13 protein-coding genes and 1 pseudogene are annotated in these 20,812 nt (G+C 44.2%); 2 read left to right on the top strand and 12 right to left on the bottom strand.

The window, feature by feature from the left end:
- Positions 1–173: 173 nt before the first annotated feature.
- From AB4585_RS13595 to AB4585_RS13580, 4 genes are all read right to left on the bottom strand, one after another.
- On the bottom strand, positions 174–3,266 hold the full coding sequence (locus tag AB4585_RS13595; RefSeq protein ID WP_372170051.1) for an error-prone DNA polymerase: 3,093 nt from the start codon (positions 3,264–3,266) through the stop codon (positions 174–176).
- A gap of 113 nt (positions 3,267–3,379) precedes the next feature.
- Positions 3,380–4,849, bottom strand: coding sequence for a DNA polymerase Y family protein (locus tag AB4585_RS13590; protein WP_372170049.1), 1,470 nt, complete (start codon positions 4,847–4,849; stop codon positions 3,380–3,382).
- A 3-nt stretch (positions 4,850–4,852) separates the two neighbouring features.
- Complete coding sequence (imuA, locus tag AB4585_RS13585; RefSeq protein WP_017063488.1) at positions 4,853–5,560, bottom strand: translesion DNA synthesis-associated protein ImuA; 708 nt, start codon at positions 5,558–5,560, stop codon at positions 4,853–4,855.
- 318 nt (positions 5,561–5,878) lie between these two features.
- Complete coding sequence (locus AB4585_RS13580; protein WP_017062135.1) at positions 5,879–6,619, bottom strand: YciK family oxidoreductase; 741 nt, start codon at positions 6,617–6,619, stop codon at positions 5,879–5,881.
- Between the two features lie 137 nt (positions 6,620–6,756).
- Between AB4585_RS13580 and sohB the strand changes: the two genes are divergently transcribed.
- Positions 6,757–7,824 (top strand): protease SohB, encoded by a 1,068-nt coding sequence (gene sohB, locus AB4585_RS13575; RefSeq protein WP_372154919.1) that lies wholly within the window; start codon positions 6,757–6,759, stop codon positions 7,822–7,824.
- A 203-nt stretch (positions 7,825–8,027) separates the two neighbouring features.
- Here the strand turns inward: sohB and AB4585_RS13570 are convergent, their stop codons facing one another.
- From AB4585_RS13570 to AB4585_RS13560, 3 genes are all read right to left on the bottom strand, one after another.
- Complete coding sequence (locus AB4585_RS13570) at positions 8,028–9,590, bottom strand: SpoVR family protein (RefSeq protein WP_017062134.1); 1,563 nt, start codon at positions 9,588–9,590, stop codon at positions 8,028–8,030.
- Between the two features lie 11 nt (positions 9,591–9,601).
- On the bottom strand, positions 9,602–10,873 hold the full coding sequence (locus AB4585_RS13565; protein WP_372170047.1) for a YeaH/YhbH family protein: 1,272 nt from the start codon (positions 10,871–10,873) through the stop codon (positions 9,602–9,604).
- Positions 10,874–11,000: 127 nt separating this feature from the next.
- Positions 11,001–12,935, bottom strand: coding sequence for a PrkA family serine protein kinase (locus AB4585_RS13560; RefSeq protein ID WP_017062132.1), 1,935 nt, complete (start codon positions 12,933–12,935; stop codon positions 11,001–11,003).
- Between the two features lie 378 nt (positions 12,936–13,313).
- Between AB4585_RS13560 and AB4585_RS13555 the strand changes: the two are divergent.
- Positions 13,314–13,454, top strand: a pseudogene (locus tag AB4585_RS13555) (MipA/OmpV family protein); the annotation flags it as partial.
- A gap of 108 nt (positions 13,455–13,562) precedes the next feature.
- On the opposite strand, the gene AB4585_RS13550 reads toward AB4585_RS13555, so the two are convergent.
- From AB4585_RS13550 to AB4585_RS13530, 5 genes are all read right to left on the bottom strand, one after another.
- Positions 13,563–14,063, bottom strand: a complete 501-nt coding sequence (locus tag AB4585_RS13550; RefSeq protein WP_017070032.1) for a YfbU family protein — start codon at positions 14,061–14,063, stop codon at positions 13,563–13,565.
- Positions 14,064–14,287: 224 nt separating this feature from the next.
- A complete protein-coding gene (gene pflA, locus AB4585_RS13545; protein WP_010437353.1) occupies positions 14,288–15,028 on the bottom strand; it encodes a pyruvate formate lyase 1-activating protein in 741 nt (246 codons plus the stop codon).
- Between the two features lie 164 nt (positions 15,029–15,192).
- Entirely contained in the window at positions 15,193–16,194 is a 1,002-nt protein-coding gene (locus AB4585_RS13540; RefSeq protein WP_017062129.1) for a lipid A deacylase LpxR family protein, read from the bottom strand.
- A 200-nt stretch (positions 16,195–16,394) separates the two neighbouring features.
- Positions 16,395–18,671, bottom strand: coding sequence for a formate C-acetyltransferase (pflB, locus tag AB4585_RS13535; RefSeq protein WP_017062127.1), 2,277 nt, complete (start codon positions 18,669–18,671; stop codon positions 16,395–16,397).
- 307 nt (positions 18,672–18,978) lie between these two features.
- Complete coding sequence (locus tag AB4585_RS13530) at positions 18,979–20,520, bottom strand: DUF3360 family protein (protein WP_017062126.1); 1,542 nt, start codon at positions 20,518–20,520, stop codon at positions 18,979–18,981.
- Between the last annotated feature and the right edge of the window lie 292 nt (positions 20,521–20,812).

Below are 20,812 nucleotides of genomic sequence, written 5' to 3'. Positions count from 1 at the left end.
CGTCATGACTTTGAGCTTATTACTGTATAGGGAATTTAAGAAAAGACGTACGGAAGCTGAAGTTGAGTCATAACTCAACAACTGGAATTGAAGGGAAGCGGATGCTTCCCTTTTTCGTTTTTCTTTCTCTCTTTTCTTTAGCCAATGATCGATTGAGAACAGTTGGTACTTCGCTAATGAAAATCCCGAGATTTGGTTTTCAAGCCAACAATTTCATCGGTAATATCGATAAGTTTTCCCGCGATAACATGCACGACTTCACCTTCTTTTTCTAATATCCCTTGTACTTTTAACGCCTTGGCTGTGAGATAAGCTTGCTGTTGAGCGCGTGCGGTTGCTCCCCATACCACGACATTAATATTGCCAGTGCTATCTTCCAGCGTAACAAAGGTGACACCTGCCGCGGTGCCGGGAGATTGTTTACCTGTGACTAATCCGACAACGGTGACCATAGATTTGTGTTTTTGCTGTATTAAATCTTTCATGTGTGTGAATCGACCTAATCGTCCTGCTTCTTCGAGCAAAGTGATGGGGTGCTTGTTCAATGAAATTCCGACACTGGTGAAGTCTTCGAGTAGATCTTGCATCTCGTTGGGCTTGTGCAGTACATGTTCGTCATGCCCTGCCTCAGCATCGTCATAGGCTTGGCTAAACAGAGGTAAATCCGACGCCGAGTCCATGATCGCCCAGCGAGTCTGGAAGCGGTCACCAGAAACGTTATGTAGCGCATTGGCTGATGCCAGTAGCTCGATATCTTTCTTATTCATCGATAACTGTTTGACCTGACTAGGGTGGCGATAACCGGATTGTGGGCGATTGGCGAGCACGCTTTGAATTCCATGCTCGCTGAATCCTTTGATTTGTCGCAGCCCTAAGCGAATCGCTAGACCATTCTGATGAGGGGCAACCGTGTGGTCGTTTTGAGAAGCGTTCACACATACCGGAAGTATCACCACATTGTGTCGTTGTGCGTCTTGTACTAACTGTGAAGGGCTATAAAACCCCATCGGTTGGCTATTCAACAGAGAAGCGTAGAAACATTCAGGGTAGTAGCACTTCAACCAAGCTGAGCAATACGCTAACACCGCAAACGAAGCCGAGTGGCTTTCAGGAAAACCGTACTCGCCAAAGCCGCATATCTGTTTAAAGATCTGCTCAGCAAACTCGGGCTCATAGTCGCGCTTTTGCATTCCCTCGATAAGTTTGTTTTTAAACTTAAAGACGTTGCCATTTTTCTTCCAAGCGGCCATTGCCCGTCTGAGTTGATCTGCTTCTCCGCCTGTGAACCCTGCAGCCACCATAGCGAGTTTAATCACTTGCTCTTGGAAGATAGGTACACCTAAGGTGCGCGACAGTACCGACTCCACATCTTTAGATGGATAACTGATTGGCTCAATGCCATCTCGACGCTTGAGAAATGGATGCACCATATCGCCCTGAATAGGACCTGGACGTACGATAGCGATTTGAATCACCAAGTCGTAATAAGTTTTCGGTTTAAGCCTTGGCAGCATGCTCATTTGCGCGCGAGACTCAATTTGGAATATCCCGACCGTGTCTGCTCGCTGAATCATGCCGTAAACCTGAGGATCGTCCTTAAGGCGAGTGAGCTCAGCAATGGTCAGTGATCGCCCGTGAATACGTTTGATCAGGTCGAAACATTTACGAATCGCAGAGAGCATACCCAACGCGAGCACATCAACTTTCAGCAGCCCCAAGGTTTCTAGATCGTCCTTATCCCATTGGATAATGGTTCGATCGTGCATTGCGGCATTCTCGACGGGAACCAGTTCATACAAAGGCCCTGAAGATATGACAAAGCCACCAACGTGTTGAGATAGGTGACGTGGAAAGCCGATGATCTCATTCACCAAGTGGATAAACTGTTGCCCCTTCAAAGAATCAGGTTGTAGACCCAATTGAGTGAGCTGAGCCTGCCAACCTAGGCTTTTGTCCCTACGGTTGGTGTTCTTGATGAAGTAGTCGAGCTGGGTTTCTTGTAGCCCTAATGCTTTACCGACATCTCTTACCGCACTTTTAAAGCGATAAGAGATGACCGTTGCGGCAAGTGCAGCCCTTTCTCTACCGTATTTTTGATAGATGTATTGAATAACTTCTTCACGGCGTTCGTGTTCAAAATCGACATCAATATCGGGCGGCTCATCGCGCTCTTTACTGATGAAACGTTCAAATAGCACTGAAATCTGCCTTGGGTCGACTGAGGTGATTTCTAAGCAATAACACACCACGGAATTGGCAGCTGAACCTCGACCTTGGTAAAGAATGCCTTGGCTTTTAGCAAACATCACGATGTCGTGAATGGTGAGAAAAAAGAAAGGGTAGTCAAGCTCGTCAATTAATCCCAATTCTTTATCTATGATTTGTTGGATGTCGTCAGGTACACCTTGTGGGAAGCGAGTTCGTTTTCCCTTTTCGACCAACATGCGCAGATAACTCATGGGTGTCTCACTTTGAGGAATCAGTTCACTGGGATATTCGTATCGTAAGCTATCTAAATCAAATTCACACAACTCAGCGATGCGGTTGCTCTCTTCTAGCCACTCCGCTTTGAAGATATGAGAGAGCTTATTGATACTCCGTAAACAACGTTCTGCATTAGCGAGTAAGTGACTGCCCACTTCGGTAATGGGTTTTTGATATTTAATCGCAGTGAGTGAGTGCTGCAAGGGTAAGCGATTCGCATTGTGCATCAACACACCACCACAAGCTGTAATCGGCAGTTGGTGATGTTGTGACAGCTCAACGCAGTAATCTGTGTACTGCTGGTCGGTTTGCTTTAGGTGTCTTTGTAAGCCGATCCACAACCGGCCTGAATGATGCTGGGAGAGCCATTGCCCCCAGTGTGCGTCTTCATTTTTCTGTTGAGGAAGCCAAAGAATAAAGCAGTGCTTAGCCGACATGATATCCCACTCAGAGAGCTGATAATGTCCCTTGCTGCTACGACGTCTCGCGTTGGTAATAATACGGCACAGCTCGGCGTAGGCTTGTCTGTTTGGGCATATCAAGACCACTTGGCACTCTTCATTTAACCAAAACATGCTCCCGACAATTTGCTTGAGTGACAGTTTATGTTGCTTGATTGCAGAGTGAACCTTAACGATGCCCGCGACTGAGCACTCATCAGTAACCGCGAGTGCTTTGTAACGTAAGAAGTCGGCCTGTAAAACAAGCTCTTCCGCATGCGAAGCTCCCTCTAGAAAGGAGTAATTACTTTGACAGAAAAGCTCTGAGTATTGCTGAGACATAACGTAATCTCACTTAACCATTGCGAGTGAACATGATTGAAAAGGGACGCTGAAATTGAATAAGTAGAACGGAGGAGCTAACAAAGTTTCTTGCTGACTTACGTTCTTACCGACTAGCTAAATAAGCCGTGCAAAAACCACTGTTTATCTGGCGTTTTAAATATCCAGAGCCACCGACCGTTTTCGCTGTGAGCAATAAAGTAGTCACGAATGACCTTCTCTCCGTCCCACCAGCCAGACACAATGCGCTCTGGGCCTTGAGATAAGGTGACGCTTTCGTTTAAGGCTTCGGGCTCTGGCAGTAAAATACTGGGCCTGAGCCGCTGTTGAACGACGCTGAGAGCTGTGGTTTGTTGCTCGCTCCTTGAGGGCGCTTGCCTTTTTGTCACAGACTTACTCAGTGTTGGGAGCGAATACTGATTGGCCTTTTCTGGCCTTGGGTCGTGCTGTATTTTTGGTGTTTGAATACAGGCTTGTCCAAGCTTTGCTTGCAGTAGTGAGAGCAAATCTAACGCGGCAAGTGTTCCGGTATTACCATCAAAAAGATCATGGTAGGCCATTTGGGGTTCTCCATGACGAACCAAGCTGAGGGTCAGTCCTTGAACCGGTGCGGTGAGCTTGAGTGACTCTAAGGTGAGATGAGTAAGGTTCGCCCATTTTTCAGCAAGGTAATCACCTTGTGCCGAATAAAAAGAGACAGGGTGATCGTCTTTATCTCTTAGGTGTAAAGTCAGAGTTAACTCGAAAGCCACTCGATCGCGTAGCTTCAAAAAACATTCGAGTTGATTCAGTAATTTCAGCAACGGCTTTTCGATAAATAGGATGTTTTCAATATCAAACAATAGCTCCAAATATTGCTGGAAATTCTCTGGTGGATGATAGAAATCAATCGGGTGCTTGAACTGGCCGTTAAGGCGACCGACATAATTCACCAAGTCGATATCAAAGCGGCGTGCGACCTCTTGCAAAGGCAGCTTTAATAAGTCTTCAACGGTATTGATACCGACACGGTTCAGGCGTTCCACTTGCTTGGTCGGTAGCTCACTGGAAATTAATGCTTGTTGATTGACCCAAGTTTTCATCTGCTCAATATTGTTTGTTGCTTGGTTGATCGCTTGCTTACCCAAAAGGATCGCAGAAAGCGGCGAATAACCCGTAGCGAAGCTGAACTGGATATTGAGCGTTTCTAAGTGGCTTTTGAGCTCATGCCAGTAGTTATCTAGCCCGTCGTAAAGTGACAGCATGTTAGAGGCTTTAATCAACAAACCATTAGGTGGCAATAACGCCATGTCGGAAGTGACCAGATACGCCCATTGAGCGATCTCTTTAAGCTTACTTTTCTCCAGTTCAATACTGTAAGGGTGGACGTGTAAGTTGTGGCACAAAGCTGCTGCAGACCCTAAGCCCATACCAAGCGAAATTCCCGATTGCAGCGCAGCTGGGTTTGCTTGCAGTACATGGTGATCTTTTTCATCCACGATGATAATAGGTTGTTCGCGTGAGTCTTCGCTCGAACCCAATTCATTAGAGTTAAACAAGGTATCCAACTGCAGAGATGGAAAGTGCAGATAAAGCCACAACATACGTTAGCCTTGCTTCGCAATAGGAAAAGCCAGCACAGTGTTACCAGACAAAGCGCGGTCTGAATTGTCTTCATAAACGACTTTCTCTGTGAGTAACGGCCAGTAGTGTGTCATGTCTAGAATAAAGCTGCCATACGACCAGCTGCCTTTTCTCTTAGTCACTTCAACCTTTAATCCCTGCGCGTGAGAAGAGAGTTTCATGCTTAAGGAAACGGGCAGGGATAATTGATTATGGCTGGTGGCTTTAAAGTGAAACTGCAGGCACTTACCGGTTTCACTGGCTGCTTGTAGGCGCTTTGTTTGGTGTATTTCTAGATCGGCTCCCCATAGCAATACAGAGTGACAAGCGCCGCTTTTGAGGCACTGCTCAGCTGCCCACAACGCATCGAGATCGCGTTGAGGCTGGATAACGAGAATGTTTTCTAATTCAATGCCTTGGCTGTTAAAAAACTCAGCACAGATCTTCCCTGGCGGGTTAATGAATATGGCCAGTTTTTGCGAGTTTTGTTGAGATAAATAGGGCGTCAGTAGGCGAAGCTCGCCGATCCCTTGTTGTGATTCAACTTCAATAACGCCGTGCGTCGGGAAGCCGCCATCAAGCTGTTTATCCAGTTGAGGATAGCCTGTTGAAGTGGTGCTTCCTTGCGTTGTTGATTGTAACCCTTTCCAGATTAGCTGGCGGTCTTGTAAGTTTTTTATTAGTTCATGCATAATTAAATACCTGTATATTTATACAGTATATTTAACAATGGAAAAGATGCAAAGCAAAATGACGAAAATTAGGGGAATAATACCAATCACAGTAAGTAAGTGATCATAAATAGCGCAGGAAAAATGCTTGAGAACAAGGCAGAAATTTTCGATAAGTAGTTATTCTACAATCAAAATTTCTAACGCCGTTATCGAGTGTTTTAACAAGCTAGGATGACCAGTTATTTACTACGATTGGTATCAGTGTTAGTTGATTGATTTAGATACAAAAAAAGCCGCTATGGAAGCGACTTTTTACTATTGGTCAATGATATCAAGTTACTTAGGTTGAGCATCGATACATTGGCCATTAATGTCCGTCACACTTGGGTTCATTAAGTGTAGGTACAGCGGTATGATGTCGAGTGGCGTTTTTAGCTTATTCGCATCTTCTCCAGGGTACGCTTTTGCACGCATACGTGTTTGAGTGCCACCTGGGTTGATTGCGTTAACACGGATATTTGTGTCTTCAAGCTCGTCCGCTAGGATTTGCATCATACCTTCGGTAGCAAACTTAGAAATTGCGTAAGTGCCCCAGAATGCACGGCCAGAGTGACCAACCGTTGAAGAGGTAAATACGATACGACCCGCTTCTGCTTTCTTAAGTGCAGGTAGCAGAGCTTGAGTCATCAAGAACTCAGACTTCACATTGATCTGCATAACATCATCAAAGGTTTCTTCATCAATCTGCTCAAACGGGCTCAGAGTGCCAAGAACGCCAGCATTATGAAGTAGGCCGTCTAAACGACCGAACTGTGATTGAATGGTTTCAGCCATATCAACGTAGTTCTGCTTTGTCGCACCTTTTAAATCCAATGGGATAATCGCAGGTTGTGGGTAACCAGCGCTTTCGATTTCATCGTAAATGAATTCAAGGTTTTTAACATTGCGGCCTAACAGAATGACAGTTGCACCATGTTGAGCGAAGCTTAGTGCTGCTTGGCGACCAATGCCAGCACCGGCACCTGTAACCAAAATTACTTTATCTTTGAGGGCATCTGTAGAGATTGGGTAATCCACTGTGCTTATCCTTCTTTCTTTTATTATGTTCGTCATTCCATTGATGTTTAATCACACAGATAACCGCAGGAATGATGAGAAATTCTTGGTAATCGTGACAAGATGGTTACAATACACTAATTCATACAATAGGGGATATGACATTGGAATTTTTGTTGGACTACGGCTTGTTTTTAGCCAAGATTGCGACCGTTGTAATCGCCATCATCGCAATTTTAGTGATTGCTAAATCTGTGGGTGGGAAATCAAGCGCGATTAAAGGTGAGCTGGAAATCACGAACCTATCTGAACATCATAAACAGACGATTGAACAACTAGAGCACCATCTACACGATGATGCTTTCATCAAAGCCCGTGATAAAGCAGAAAAGAAAGCGGAAAAAGAGAAAGTAAAATCACGCGGTAAAGAAGTGAAGAAAGCAGCGAAAGAGGGTGAGCTTGATAGTAAGCGTGAACCACATCTATTCGTTCTTGATTTTAACGGCAGCATTGATGCGAAAGAAGTGGCTTCATTACGTGAAGAGGTAACGGCGGTTCTGGCTGTGGCTCGTGAAGGTGATGAAGTATTGCTGAAACTTGAGTCTGGCGGTGGCATGGTTCACGGCTATGGTTTAGCGTCTTCTCAACTTGATCGTATCAAAGCGGCAGGTTTGCCTCTGACTATCTCGGTAGACAAAGTGGCGGCAAGCGGCGGTTACATGATGGCATGTATCGCAAACAAAATTGTATCTGCACCGTTTGCTATTGTTGGCTCTATTGGTGTTATCGCTCAACTGCCAAACTTCAACAAACTACTTAAAAAGCACGATATTGAGTTCGAGCAGCTAACGGCGGGTGAGTACAAACGCACGCTTACTATGTTTGGTGAGAACAGCGATAAAGCACGTGAGAAGTTTAAAGAAGAGCTAGAAGAGACACATGGCCTATTCAAAGACTTCATCCGTGACCATCGTCCTGCGTTAGATCTTGAAAAAGTAGCAACGGGTGAACACTGGTTTGGTACACAAGCACATGAACTTGGACTGGTGGATGAGATCAGCACTTCTGATGACTTAGTCGTAGCGGCATGTAAGGACAAAACGGTTCTAGCGATCCACTATGTACAGAAGAAAAAGCTTTCAGACAAACTAGCGGGCGTGGCAGGTAAATCTGCAGACAGCGTGCTGATGAAGCTGATTGAACGCGGTCAAAAGCCGATTGTTTAAGCTTATTGAGTTCTAGTTCTAGTTCTAGTTCTAGTTCTAGGCTTGGTGCCTTACGTTCATTTACAGACGTTTGAGCCTTAAAAAGAAAGCGCATAAGTCATCAGACTTATGCGTTTTTTTATTGCTCCACTTCCGAGCGGGTGACCACTATGTTGTAGGGGGAGCGGAGTTTTATACCAAACACTGACTTACTGTGATTGATATTAAATCTTGGCTCCATAATCATTACGTTTTGGACAAGTAGTCAGAATCTCTCTATGACCCGTATCTTTGAGCTCTTCCAAAATCACATCAAAGCCCCACAAGCGATAGAGATGCTTCATCACTTCGTCGTAGCCTTTATCAAGCGGGATGCGGTCGTGAGGCACATATTGCAGTGTCATTGAGCGGTCACCACGAACATCGACATTAAACACCTGAATGTTTGGTTCAAGGTTACTTAGGTTGTATTGCGCCGCAAGCTTCTCACGAATCAGGCGATAGCCCGGATCATCATGAATAGCACTCACCTCAATGGTATTTTTACGGTCGTCGTCGAGTACAGAGAACAGCTTAAAGTCTCGAATGATTTTTGGAGAAAGGTATTGGCTGATGAAACTTTCATCTTTGAAGTTGTGCATCGCAAAGTGCACCGCTTCTAACCAATCACTTCCGGCTAACTCAGGGAACCACTCTCTATCTTCATCGGTTGGCTCTTCACAGATGCGTCGGATGTCTCTAAACATCGCAAAGCCAAGCGCATAAGGGTTTATCCCGCTGAAATAAGGACTGTTGTAGGCAGGTTGTGCGACGACACTGGTATGGCTGTGTAGGAATTCTAAGATGAACTTATCACTCACCAAGCCTTCGTCGTAAAGGTGGTTAAGAATGGTGTAATGCCAGAAGGTTGCCCAGCCTTCGTTCATCACTTGAGTTTGTTTTTGAGGGTAGAAGTATTGGCTCACTTTGCGAACGATGCGAACACACTCTCGTTGCCAAGGTTCAAGCAGTGGTGCGTTCTTCTCGATAAAGTAGAGAATGTTTTCTTGAGGCTCGCTAGGAAAGCGGATCTTGGTCTCTTCTTCCTTACTTTTATTTTGAGGAACGGTTCGCCATAGCTCATTCACTTGAGATTGCAGATAAGCTTCGCGTTCTTCTTGTCTTGCTGTCTCTTCTGCAATGGAAATCTTCTCAGGGCGTTTGTATCGGTCTACGCCGTAATTCATCAGTGCGTGACAAGAATCAAGGAGCTGCTCGACTTCAGCAACACCATATTTCTCTTCACAACCACTGATGTACTTCTTAGCAAACAACAAGTAATCGATGATGGAACTGGCATCGGTCCATGTTTGGAACAGGTAGTTGCCTTTAAAGAAAGAGTTGTGGCCATAACAAGCGTGAGCCATTACCAGCGCCTGCATTGTGACCGTGTTCTCTTCCATCAGGTAAGCGATACAAGGATCGGAGTTGATTACGATTTCGTATGCCAAGCCCATTTGGCCATGCTTGTAGTTTTGCTCGGTTTGAATGAATTTCTTACCAAAAGACCAGTGGTTGTAATTGATAGGCATACCAATGCTCGAGTAGGCATCCATCATCTGTTCTGAAGTAATCACTTCAATCTGGTTTGGGTAAGTATCTAAACGGTAATGCTGCGCAACACGTTTGATTTCTACGTGGTATTTCTCCAAGAGGTTGAACGTCCAATCTGGACCATCAGGCAGCATCTTGTCGTTTTTCTTTTTTGCAGCTTTGTTTTTCTCTGCAACGTTTGATTTCGCTGTCATGGCAAACTCCCTTACGCTGTCTCTTTCTGGAACAGTTCTCTAAACACAGGAAAAATATCATCCACCGTTTTAATGTTTTTCATGGCGAAGTTGTCAAAGCTACTCTCGAGTTTTTCGTATTCGTGCCAAAGTGTTTGATGAGAGCGGCGTGTTATTTCGATGTAAGAGTAATATTGGCAAGTTGGCAGAAGCGTATTGACCAGTAACTCTTTACAGCGAGGAGAGTCATCAGCCCAGTTATCGCCATCAGAGGCTTGTGCTGCATAGATGTTCCACTCATTAGCAGGGTAGCGGTCTGCGACAATTTCCTTCATCAGTTTCAGTGCGCTTGAAACAATGGTGCCACCCGTTTCTTGTGAGTAGAAAAACTCATGTTCGTCGACCTCTTTAGCCTGAGTATGGTGACGAATAAACACAACATCGACGTTTTCGTAGGTGCGATTTAAGAACAGATACAGAAGAACATAAAAGCGCTTCGCAATATCTTTTGTGGCCTGATCCATAGAGCCCGATACATCCATTAGACAGAACATCACGGCTTGGCTAGATGGAATAGGGCGCTTCTCGTAGTTTTTAAAACGTAAATCGAAGGTGTCAATGAACGGCACGCTTTCAATCTTTTTACGTAACTCGGCAATCTCTTCTTTGAGGCGACCTTCCTCAAAAGGTTGTGCCGGCTCCGTCATTTTAACTTGGTCAAGCTGTTCCATCAGTAGGTTAAGCTCGCGCTTTTTACCTGCTGTCATCGCGGTTCTACGAGCCAGAGATTGCTGTAGTGAACGAACGATAGCGATGTTGGATGGAATCCCCGCGCTTTGGTAACCAGAGCGGTGAGTTTTCCATTCGGTGATTTTGTTGACCTGATTTTTCTCTAGATTAGGTAGAGCTAAATCTTCAAAGAGAATATCAAGATACTCATCTCTTGAAATTTGGAAGGTAAATTCATCTTGGCCTTCGCCATCAGGGCTTGCGTCGCCTTGGCCTGAGCCACCACCTTGACCACCACCTTTAGGGCGTTCGATTTTATCGCCAGTGATGAACTGATCATTACCTGGGTGAACGCGCTCTCTTACGCCGCCTTGACCTTGGTGAAAGTTCGGCTCTTTGATGTCTTTATGGGGAATAGTGACGTCTTCACCTGTTTCTGTATTGGTGATTGAGCGTCGGTTAACTGCATCGGCCACAGATTCTTTGATTTGCTCTTTATGGCGTCGTAAGAAACGCTGTCTATTCACAGCACTCTTATTTTTGCCATTGAGCCTCCGATCGATAAATTGTGCCATAAGAACTCCCTCTCAGCTGATGTCGCGATCCTACTTTTTATTCGGGTATAAGAGTTATTGATTTACTAAGGTATAAAAGTTATTGGTTTATACGAGCTGCTCAGTTGAGCAGCTCAATACCGTTTAGTTATGAGGATTTACGAACTCTTAGGTACCACTCAGATAGCAGTCTCACTTGCTTCTCGGTGTAGCCTTTTTCCATCATACGAGCAACGAAGTCGTCATGTTTTTTCTGATCATCCGTTGAGGTCTTAGCATTGAACGAAATAACAGGAAGTAGCTCTTCTGTGTTAGAGAACATTTTCTTCTCAATCACAGTGCGCAGTTTCTCGTAGCTCGTCCACACTGGGTTTTGACCGTTATTGTTGGCTTTGGCACGAAGCACAAAGTTCACAATCTCATTTCGGAAGTCTTTAGGGTTACTGATACCGGCTGTCTTCTCGATTTTCTCTAGTTCACCATTCAGAGAAGCACGGTCAAATAGTTGGCCTGTTTCTGGGTCGCGGTACTCTTGGTCTTGAATCCAGAAATCTGCGTAGGTGACATAGCGGTCGAAGATATTCTGACCGTACTCAGAGTAAGACTCTAGATAAGCGGTTTGAATTTCTTTACCGATGAACTCTACGTAGCGTGGCACTAGGTATCCTTTCAAGAACTCTAGGTACTTCTCGGCGGTCTCTTGAGGGAACTGCTCCCGTTCGATTTGCTGCTCAATAACGTAGAACAGGTGCACTGGGTTCGCGGCCACTTCGGCTTGGTCGAAGTTAAACACACGAGACAGGATCTTAAAGGCGAAACGCGTTGATAGCCCAGACATGCCTTCGTCAACGCCAGCATAATCTCGGTACTCTTGGTAGCTCTTCGCTTTTGGATCGGTGTCTTTTAGAGTCTCACCATCGTAAACACGCATCTTAGAGAATAGAGATGAGTTTTCAGGCTCTTTTAGTCTCGAAAGAATGCTGAATTGCGATAGCAGATCGAGTGTGCTTGGTGAGCAAGGCGCTTGGGATAGCTCACTGTGCTCAAGCAGTTTCTTGTAGATCTTAACTTCTTCAGACACACGCAGACAGTAAGGGACTTTTACAATGTACACACGGTCGAGGAATGCTTCGTTGTTTTTGTTGTTACGGAAGGTCTGCCACTCAGATTCGTTCGAGTGAGCGAGAATCATACCGTCAAATGGCAGTGCAGAAAGCCCTTCGGTACCGTTGAAGTTACCTTCTTGTGTTGCCGTAAGTAGAGGGTGTAATACTTTGATTGGCGCTTTGAACATCTCCACGAATTCCATCACACCTTGGTTGGCTTTACAAAGCGCACCAGAGTAGCTGTAGGCATCAGGATCATCTTGAGAGAAGTGTTCAAGTTTACGAATATCAACTTTACCAACCAGAGATGAGATATCTTGGTTGTTTTCATCACCTGGCTCCGTTTTCGCGATCGCAACTTGATCGAGAATAGAAGGGCGCAGTTTGATGACTTTGAATTTGGAAATATCACCGCCAAAATCGTGCAGACGTTTTGCTGCCCACGGAGACATAATTGAGCGAAGATAGCGTTTCTCAATGCCATATTCATTCTTCAATAAGTCGCCGTCTTCGTTAACGTCGAATAGACAGAATGGGTGATCGTTTACTGGGCTTCGTTCACCGTCAGCAGACAATACATAGATTGGTAGTTTCTGCATCAGGGCTTTGAGTTTTTCAGCGAGAGAAGATTTACCACCGCCCACAGGGCCAAGTAGGTAAAGGATTTGTTTACGTTCTTCTAAACCTTGCGCAGCATGTTTTAAGTAAGAAACAATCTGTTCAATCGCATCTTCCATACCGTAGAAATCTTTAAATTCGCTGTAGCGTGAGATGACACGGTTCGAGAAAATACGACTCAGTTGAGGGTCTTGAGCAGTGTCAATAACCTCTGGTTCGCCAATGGCTAGTAATAAGCGCTCGGCAGCATTAGCGTAAGCACTTTTATCGTCTTTACACAGCCCTAAGAACTCCTGCAATGTCAGCTCTTCTTCCTTGGCTGCTTCATAACGTGATTGATAGTGGTCAAAGATACTCATAGTCACATTCCCCTTGTTAACCAGTCAAAACTGACGAGCGATTGAAAAATAGGCTCTCCCTACATTTTAAGGTTAGACCGCTTCCACAATTTTGCTTAACAATTATGTATTTATTTACAATTTTGCGTGTGAAAAACGTGGCGAGCGCAATAGGCAACTTGAGGCGCGTAGAATCAAATTATTTTACATTCGAGGGGATCTGGCCGTTTGTTTTGAGATTTTAGGTCGCTTAACAATACTCACAATGGATTTATGTGCATTAGATGTATAACTGGGCTCTATTGATTTTTGGAATGGAGTACCATATAATGCGCGAAGTTATCAAAAATTGCTCAATAAATAGGTAGATGTAGTGAAGAATAATGGGTTCAAAATAGTGGCTATCTGCATGTTACGCCAAATGTTCGAGTAACTGGTGGCGTTCGTTATACCAACCTTGAAGGTGATATAGAGAATAGCCCAATACTTGAAAGTGGTATCAACATGGCCGCGAACGTTGGTGTTGCTTACGTTTTCTAGTTGCTTTGGTTTTTCTCTTTGTGTGCGAACATTAAAAAAAGGGTTACTCATGATGAGTAACCCTTTTTCTTGAAACTTTTTAAAAGTTATCGCTGATCTATTAACGAATTAAGCGCTAAAGATTTGAGATAGCTCTGTCGCACATAGGTGGTACTGACGAGGGCAGTTGCGCCATGTTGTTAGCATGCGACGGTACTTCTCTAGCATTGGCATCTGGCTATTGAAGTGGTGATCGGCTTTGTCGAATTGAGGGTAAAGACCTTCAGAATCAACAAGGAAACGCACGTAGTGTACGATCTGCGCTTCAGAAGCGATATCAAAACCTAAGAACTGCAGGCGACGTTGGTCTACTTCAGCACGCTCTTGTTCTGCAAGCATTTTGTTCGACTCTTGCATTGCATGGTACATCTCCATGATGTCGATAATTTCGCGACATTCTGCTTCAGTCAAACAACCAAACTCTTTGTTAAGTTCACGCATTTGGAGTTCGTAACCACGTTCTACAATCGTTTGTAGGCGCTGGTATTTCGCCGAGTTCTCAGGGTTCATTTGAGACATTAGGTAGTATTGATTTGATAGAATTAGACGCTGAGCATTGGTCATTTCCATGGGATGAGCCTCACTAAAAAACTAAATGTTATATTCTTTTGTTGCAGTAAGAGTAACAGCATTCCTACGCGTGGAAACATGATCTCAACACGGATTTAATATGATTTTTTTAATTGATAAACAAAAGTTGTAAAGAAAAGTGAAAGGATAGTTAGCGCTAGAAAAGAAAACGCCCCAATCGAAATTGAGGCGTTTAAAATAGAGGTTGAGCATCGTCTGCAGTATTAGTATTTTACGTTTGAATGATACTGGCTAAGAACAGCAACAATCTCATCCATTTTCTCTTTGCTTGGCGGATTTGTACCTTCAAGAGGGTAGTCAAAACCAAGTGCTTCCCACTTATGTGCACCCAGCTTATGGTATGGAAGCAGCTCTACTTTCTCGATGTTATCCATGTCTTTGATGAATTCACCTAGCAGATGAGCATCTTCAGGCGTGTCCGTGTAGCCAGGGACAATCACATAACGAATCCACGTCTTCTTACCGATTTTGTGTAGGTAGCGCGCAAAATCCAGAGTACGTCTGTTTGATACACCAATGAAATCGTGGTGAATCTCATCTCGCATGTGCTTAAGATCCAACATAACTAGATCAGAGGCTTCTAGGACTTCATCAACCACTTCAGTGTGCTTACGAATGTAGCCATTAGTATCAAGACAAGTGTGGATGCCTTCAGCTTGAGCTGCGCGGAAAAAGTCACGAACAAACTCAGGTTGTAGCATCGCTTCACCACCAGAACAGGTGATACCACCGCCCGATGCTTTCATGAAATGACGGTATGATTTTGCTTCGTTGATGATCTCTTCGACCGTTACTTCCTTTCCGTCATGAAGATCCCATGTATCACGGTTATGACAGTACATACAACGCATTAAGCAGCCTTGAAGAAACACAATAAAGCGGATACCAGGGCCATCGACAGTACCACAAGATTCGAATGAGTGAATGCGACCAGTTGTAGACATGAGCTATTCTCGTAGAGGAATTTATACCGTTTATTTTATTACAAAAACGGTACATAAAATAGGGTCAAATGGTAACGAGACCTTTAAAAATAAAGGCAACCACCTGTGAAGATGATTGCCTTTATTAAACTTGAAAAGTAAAGGACGAAAGCCCTTACTGGTGGCTAGAAGAAAGCAAACATTGTGATACCGCCAGTGGTGTACACTGACTCTTTCGCTTCTTCGTAATCCGGTGTTTTTGCGGTTAGCGCGAAAGAGGCACCAACGTATCGGTTATACCAAGCGACACCCAATACAGCAGTTGCTTGAATGTTCTCTAAAGTCACATCGTAGATCGCTGGATCTTCGTTGTTTTTATTAGCGTACTCATCAACACCTGAGCGATCGCCTTCGATAGTCAGGTCGTTGAATCGGTAGCGACCTTCGAGGCCTGCATAGGTAAACCAACCAGCGTTTGATGCGCCGATCATGCCCGGTTTGAATGGGTTTTCTGTGGTGATGTTAGCTGCACCAAAGTTACCGCCTAAGTCTGTACCCCAACGAAACATGAAGCCCGTTGAAATGTCACTTCTAAAGTTACCGACGTTGATTTCAGAAACGTTAGAGATTTCGTAGTCAGTATTCGCAAGAGCTTGATTACGCATTAGGTTGAAATGGCTTAGGTAACCAACGCTTCCCGCCCATTCATCATCGACTTGGTATTCCCAACCCATCGGCTCATCCGACTTAGTGATTGAGTGAACCAGCTTTTGAGCATCTTCAGACAGTGCACGTTCGCCCGTAGTACCAAACGTGATATTAAAACGCTGGGCTTGCTGTGGGTTTAAGCTGATGTAATTGAATTCAGTGTGAAGGTAACCTGCGTATGGGCGATCATTAGGCGATGGCGTTTCTAACTCAATGTCAGAAGGCGTATACATCTTGTGGCCAATGGTGATTTCCCACTTGTCTAGAGAGCTTGCGCCCCAGTAGGAAAGACTCAATGGTTTTACCCAGTTATATGGCGTAATACTTGATGATGTGTAACCCAGAAATAAGCCGTTGGTATAGTCTTGGTCGACACCAAAAATACCATCATTATCTAAAGCAAAAGTTAACGTAGAACGCTCAGAGGCTAAAGATGAGAAAGAGAGAAGAATCAGGGGTAAACAACGCAGGTATTTCATGGAGCAGTTACTCTTAAATTATGAACCGAGATATTACCGTAATTTGACAGAATTTGTGGAAAAAAAGTGAATGGCAGGGTGCTTTTTTGCTCAACCTAACATTTCGCGGGATAGGTGAGTGTAGTGCGATTTATTTCAGATATAAAAAAGCCCCGCACATTGGCGAGGCTAATATTATTTACTGTCTATTGAGCGTGAGCTTATAGAGATTCAGTAAATGTACGTGCGATTACGTCAGCTTGTTGCTCTGCAGTTAGAGAGTTAAAGCGAACAGCGTAACCAGATACACGGATTGTTAGCTGAGGGTATTTCTCAGGGTGCTTAACTGCGTCTTCAAGAGTTTCGCGGTTAAGAACGTTAACGTTAAGGTGTTGACCACCTTCAATGCCAGCTTCGTGGTGGAAGTAACCATCCATTAGGCCTGCAAGGTTAGCACGTTGGCTGTCTTGTTCTTTACCTAGTGCGTTTGGCACGATAGAGAACGTGTAAGAGATACCATCTTGTGCGTCAGCAAACGGTAGTTTACCTACAGACGTTAGTGAAGCTACAGCGCCTTTCTCATCACGACCGTGCATTGGGTTTGCACCAGGAGCGAAAGGAGCGCCAGCACGACGACCGTCTGGAGTGTTACCTGTTTTCTTACCGTAAACCACGTTAGACGTGATAGTAAGAACTGACTGTGTAGGGATAGAGTTACGGTAAGTCTTAAGCTTACGGATCTTGTTCATGAACGTAGAAACTAGTTCACAAGCAATATCATCTACACGAGAGTCGTTATTACCGTATTTAGGGTAATCGCCTTCAATTTCGAAGTCAGTTGCAATGCCATCTTCGTCGCGGATTGGTTTAACAGTCGCGAACTTGATTGCAGACAGTGAGTCAGCTGCAACAGATAGACCAGCAATACCACAAGCCATTGTACGACGAACGTCACGGTCATGAAGAGCCATTAGAGACGCTTCGTAGCTGTACTTGTCGTGCATGTAGTGAATGCTGTTTAGTGCAGTCACGTATTGCTTAGCTAGCCAGTCCATGAAGTGATCTAGACGGTCCATTACTTTATCGTAATCAAGAACAGCGTCAGTCATTGGAGCTTCTTTAGGACCAACTTGCATCTTAAGTTTTTCGTCCACACCGCCGTTGATTGCGTAAAGCATTGTTTTCGCAAGGTTAGCACGAGCACCGAAGAACTGCATTTGCTTACCAACGATCATTGGAGATACACAACAAGCGATAGCGTAATCATCAGACTCAAGGTCAGGACGCATTAGGTCATCATTTTCGTACTGGATAGAAGAAGTATCGATAGATACCTTCGCACAGAAACGTTTGAAGCCGTCAGGTAGTTGCTCAGACCAAAGAACAGTGATGTTTGGCTCTGGAGAAGGACCCATAGTGTATAGAGAGTTTAGGAAACGGAAGTTCGAACGCGTTACTAGCGTACGACCGTCGATACCCATACCACCCATAGACTCTGTTGCCCAGATTGGGTCGCCAGAGAATAGCTCATCGTACTCAGGAGTACGTAGGAAACGAACCATACGCAGCTTCATTACGAAGTGGTCGATCATTTCTTGTGCTTGGTCTTCTGTGATTTTGCCAGCAGCGATATCACGCTCGATGTAGATGTCTAGGAAAGTCGAAGTACGACCTAGAGACATTGCAGCACCGTTTTGAGATTTAACAGCAGCTAGGTAGCCGAAGTAAGTCCACTGGATAGCTTCTTGAGCAGTTTGAGCTGGCTCAGAGATATCGAAACCGTATTTCTCAGCCATTTGCTTGATTTGACCTAGAGCACGATGTTGCTCAGAAATCTCTTCACGCAGTTGCATTGTTTCTGCTAGGTTTTCACCGTTTTCGAATTGCTCTTGAAGAGAAGCAAACTGAGCTTGCTTGTCTTTCATTAGGAAGTCGATACCGTAAAGTGCAACACGACGGTAGTCACCAATGATACGACCACGGCCGTAAGCATCAGGAAGACCAGTCAGAACACCAGACTTACGACATTTTAGGATATCAGGAGTATAGATATCGAAAACGCCAGCGTTGTGTGTTTTACGGTATTCTGAGTAGATTTTTGAAACCATTGGGTCAAGAGTTTCACCGTATGCTTTACAAGAACCTTCAACCATACGTACACCACCGTTAGGGATGATTGCACGTTTTAGTGGCTTCTCAGTTTGTAGACCAACGATAGTCTCAAGATCTTTCTCGATGTAACCTGCATCGTGAGCAGTAATGGTAGAGATAACAGAAGTATCGAAGTCTACAGGTGCTTTAGTTGCGTTTTCCTGTTTGATACCTTCCATTACCGAAGACCAAAGCTTGTTAGTTGCTTCAGTACCCTCAGAAACTAGGAAAGACTCGTCGCCTTCATACGGCGTGTAGTTCTTTTGAATGAAATCACGAACGTTTACTTCGCTTTGCCACTCACCTGCAGCAAAATCTTCCCAAGCTTTAGCAAATTGCTCTGCCATGACATACCTACCTTTTTAGTAGAAAAAATACGTACATTAACACTGTTGAGCCAGCGCCCCTCGTAAGGGTAGTACACTCTTATTAATAACAATATATATGAGCATATAAGCATCATATGGTTATATATATTGTCACTACCTTTTATATGTTGTCTTTACTCTATGTATTCAAGACTACGCTAAAAAATTTCTGCAAACCTTAAACTAAATCAATAAATGCCAAAAAAAGTTGAAAAAATTTGAGTGGCAGGGGTTGCCACCCAAACTTTTTTTTAATCCTAATACTACTTTTGTGTAGTAAGGACTATTATAGCCAAGCTTTTAGACCATACTGACCTTCTAGCATACCAACTGCAAGCATTGCCACTAGACAGATAACTAAAACGCCAACAGGGATAACAATCTTATCTACAAATGATAGACGCTTTGCACGCTCTTTATCACCAATTAGACCATTATTATCAAGAAGCATAGTTAGTGCCCATGCTAATACTGGGTTAACAACCGCTGAACCAAAGATACAGATACCAGCCGCTTGAGAATCTTTTGAATCCTTAACCATTTGCATACCTGCTTCAAGTAGAGGTAGAGATACACCTACAAGTAGCGCAACACGCATCACTGGTGGCCATACTGCTACGTCCATCGGGAAACCAAGAATCGCAACAATAATACACAGAGAACCAAGCAAGATAGCGCCGCCAGGGATTGGACGTTTCGCGATTGCTGCTGGGATCATGTAAGTACCCCAAGAAGATGTGATGTTACCACCACCTACTGCAGTACCGACCATTTGACGAACAGAACACATCGTCATTGTGTCATCTACGTCCATCAGAACTTTTTCAGAACGTTTAGGGTAGTTCAGCTCTTGGAAGATACGGTGACCTAGGAAGTCTGGTGACCACATTGCTACTGCAAGAATAGCGAACGGTAGCGAAGCGATGAAGTGCTCAACGTTTGGCAAGCCAAGCATCCAACCTTCAGAAGTCGAACCCCACCAGTAAACTGGGTTTAGGTTTGGAATGCCCATTTCAGTTTCGAACACGATATCGAAACCAGCGCCTAATGCTAATGCAATAGCAAGGCCTGTAAACGCACAAACTGGAATAGCTAACCAACGCTTGTTCACTTTTGCTAAGAAAGCGTAGATAGCAATAGTAATAGCAAGAACGATAAGACCCACGTAACCCATGCTACCCGCTTCAACAGTAGAAGATTGAAGACCAACCGCCCATGCTTGAATTGAGTTGATTTGGCTCATGGTACCGGTTAAGCCTAAGAATATGAGCAAGCCACCTGCTGTACCTTCAGAAGTTAGGTTAACAAGTTTAGATCCGCCTTTTAGGAAACTTAGGATGAGACCGAACACACCGATCAGGATGGCCAATGCAAGAGGGTGAGCACCAGCGAGAGCGATGGTACCGATAAGAGGGATCATTGGGCCGTGGTTGCCGGCAAGGTTTGCTTTAGGGTTAAAGAAACCAGAAGCAAGGATACAAAACAGTAGTGCAGGAATAAGCATTTCTACACGAGCGACTTCAATTGCGAAGTCTTTACCTAGGTTTACGTGATCCCAAGCTTGAGTTAGGCCATCAGCCCACGACATCATTACTGCAGAGTACATCGCAATGATACCAATAGTACCAGCAAGTGCAGGAACAAGATCTTCAAGTTCAAAGCGGAAGTCACGACCTGGAAGGTTTAAACCGAAGCGGCGAGGCTTCATGATTTGAAGTTCGTGATCTAGATAATCTGAGCGGCTCTCAAATTCAGAAGCAGGACGGTGTAGCTCTTTATAGCTTTTCTCTTCTACTTCAGAGTTCGCATTATTGACAACGTCTGACATAGATTCCTCATATTTTTTGTTAGTAATTCTAAAATTGAATTCTATAAGTTCGCGTAATTGCGTTATTTCTTAGTTATAACTCATTAACATTATGTTGCACGGTTTTGCTGTGCTTTATGCAGCTAAGTTAAAAGAAATGTTTGGCATTTTTAATGCCTTATTCTTTGCTGAGGAGTCTAACAAGCTTACCCTTTAGGGTGATTGATCTTGATCACTTTATGAGTATATGTGAAAGAAAGCTACAAAACGCAGCGATTCATTAACTTCCCATTGATGAATCGTGTAATTAGTT

Origin of the sequence: Vibrio sp. 10N.222.49.C9 (assembly GCF_041474985.1) — a bacterium.
Taxonomy (GTDB): Bacteria; Pseudomonadota; Gammaproteobacteria; order Enterobacterales; family Vibrionaceae; genus Vibrio; species Vibrio crassostreae_C.
Note: the sequence above shows the minus strand (reverse complement) of the source record. Positions and strands in the feature narration are given on the sequence as shown.

What these genes read in the sequence shown, in the direction of transcription:
- AB4585_RS13595 (WP_372170051.1), bottom strand. Translation starts at nt 3,266, where the DNA reads ATGTCTCAGCAATACTCAGAGCTTTTCTGTCAAAGTAATTACTCCTTT.
- AB4585_RS13590 (WP_372170049.1), bottom strand. Translation starts at nt 4,849, where the DNA reads ATGTTGTGGCTTTATCTGCACTTTCCATCTCTGCAGTTGGATACCTTG.
- imuA (WP_017063488.1), bottom strand. Translation starts at nt 5,560, where the DNA reads ATGCATGAACTAATAAAAAACTTACAAGACCGCCAGCTAATCTGGAAA.
- sohB (WP_372154919.1), top strand. Translation starts at nt 6,757, where the DNA reads ATGACATTGGAATTTTTGTTGGACTACGGCTTGTTTTTAGCCAAGATT.
- AB4585_RS13570 (WP_017062134.1), bottom strand. Translation starts at nt 9,590, where the DNA reads ATGACAGCGAAATCAAACGTTGCAGAGAAAAACAAAGCTGCAAAAAAG.
- AB4585_RS13565 (WP_372170047.1), bottom strand. Translation starts at nt 10,873, where the DNA reads ATGGCACAATTTATCGATCGGAGGCTCAATGGCAAAAATAAGAGTGCT.
- AB4585_RS13560 (WP_017062132.1), bottom strand. Translation starts at nt 12,935, where the DNA reads ATGAGTATCTTTGACCACTATCAATCACGTTATGAAGCAGCCAAGGAA.
- AB4585_RS13550 (WP_017070032.1), bottom strand. Translation starts at nt 14,063, where the DNA reads ATGGAAATGACCAATGCTCAGCGTCTAATTCTATCAAATCAATACTAC.
- pflA (WP_010437353.1), bottom strand. Translation starts at nt 15,028, where the DNA reads ATGTCTACAACTGGTCGCATTCACTCATTCGAATCTTGTGGTACTGTC.
- AB4585_RS13540 (WP_017062129.1), bottom strand. Translation starts at nt 16,194, where the DNA reads ATGAAATACCTGCGTTGTTTACCCCTGATTCTTCTCTCTTTCTCATCT.
- pflB (WP_017062127.1), bottom strand. Translation starts at nt 18,671, where the DNA reads ATGGCAGAGCAATTTGCTAAAGCTTGGGAAGATTTTGCTGCAGGTGAG.
- AB4585_RS13530 (WP_017062126.1), bottom strand. Translation starts at nt 20,520, where the DNA reads ATGTCAGACGTTGTCAATAATGCGAACTCTGAAGTAGAAGAGAAAAGC.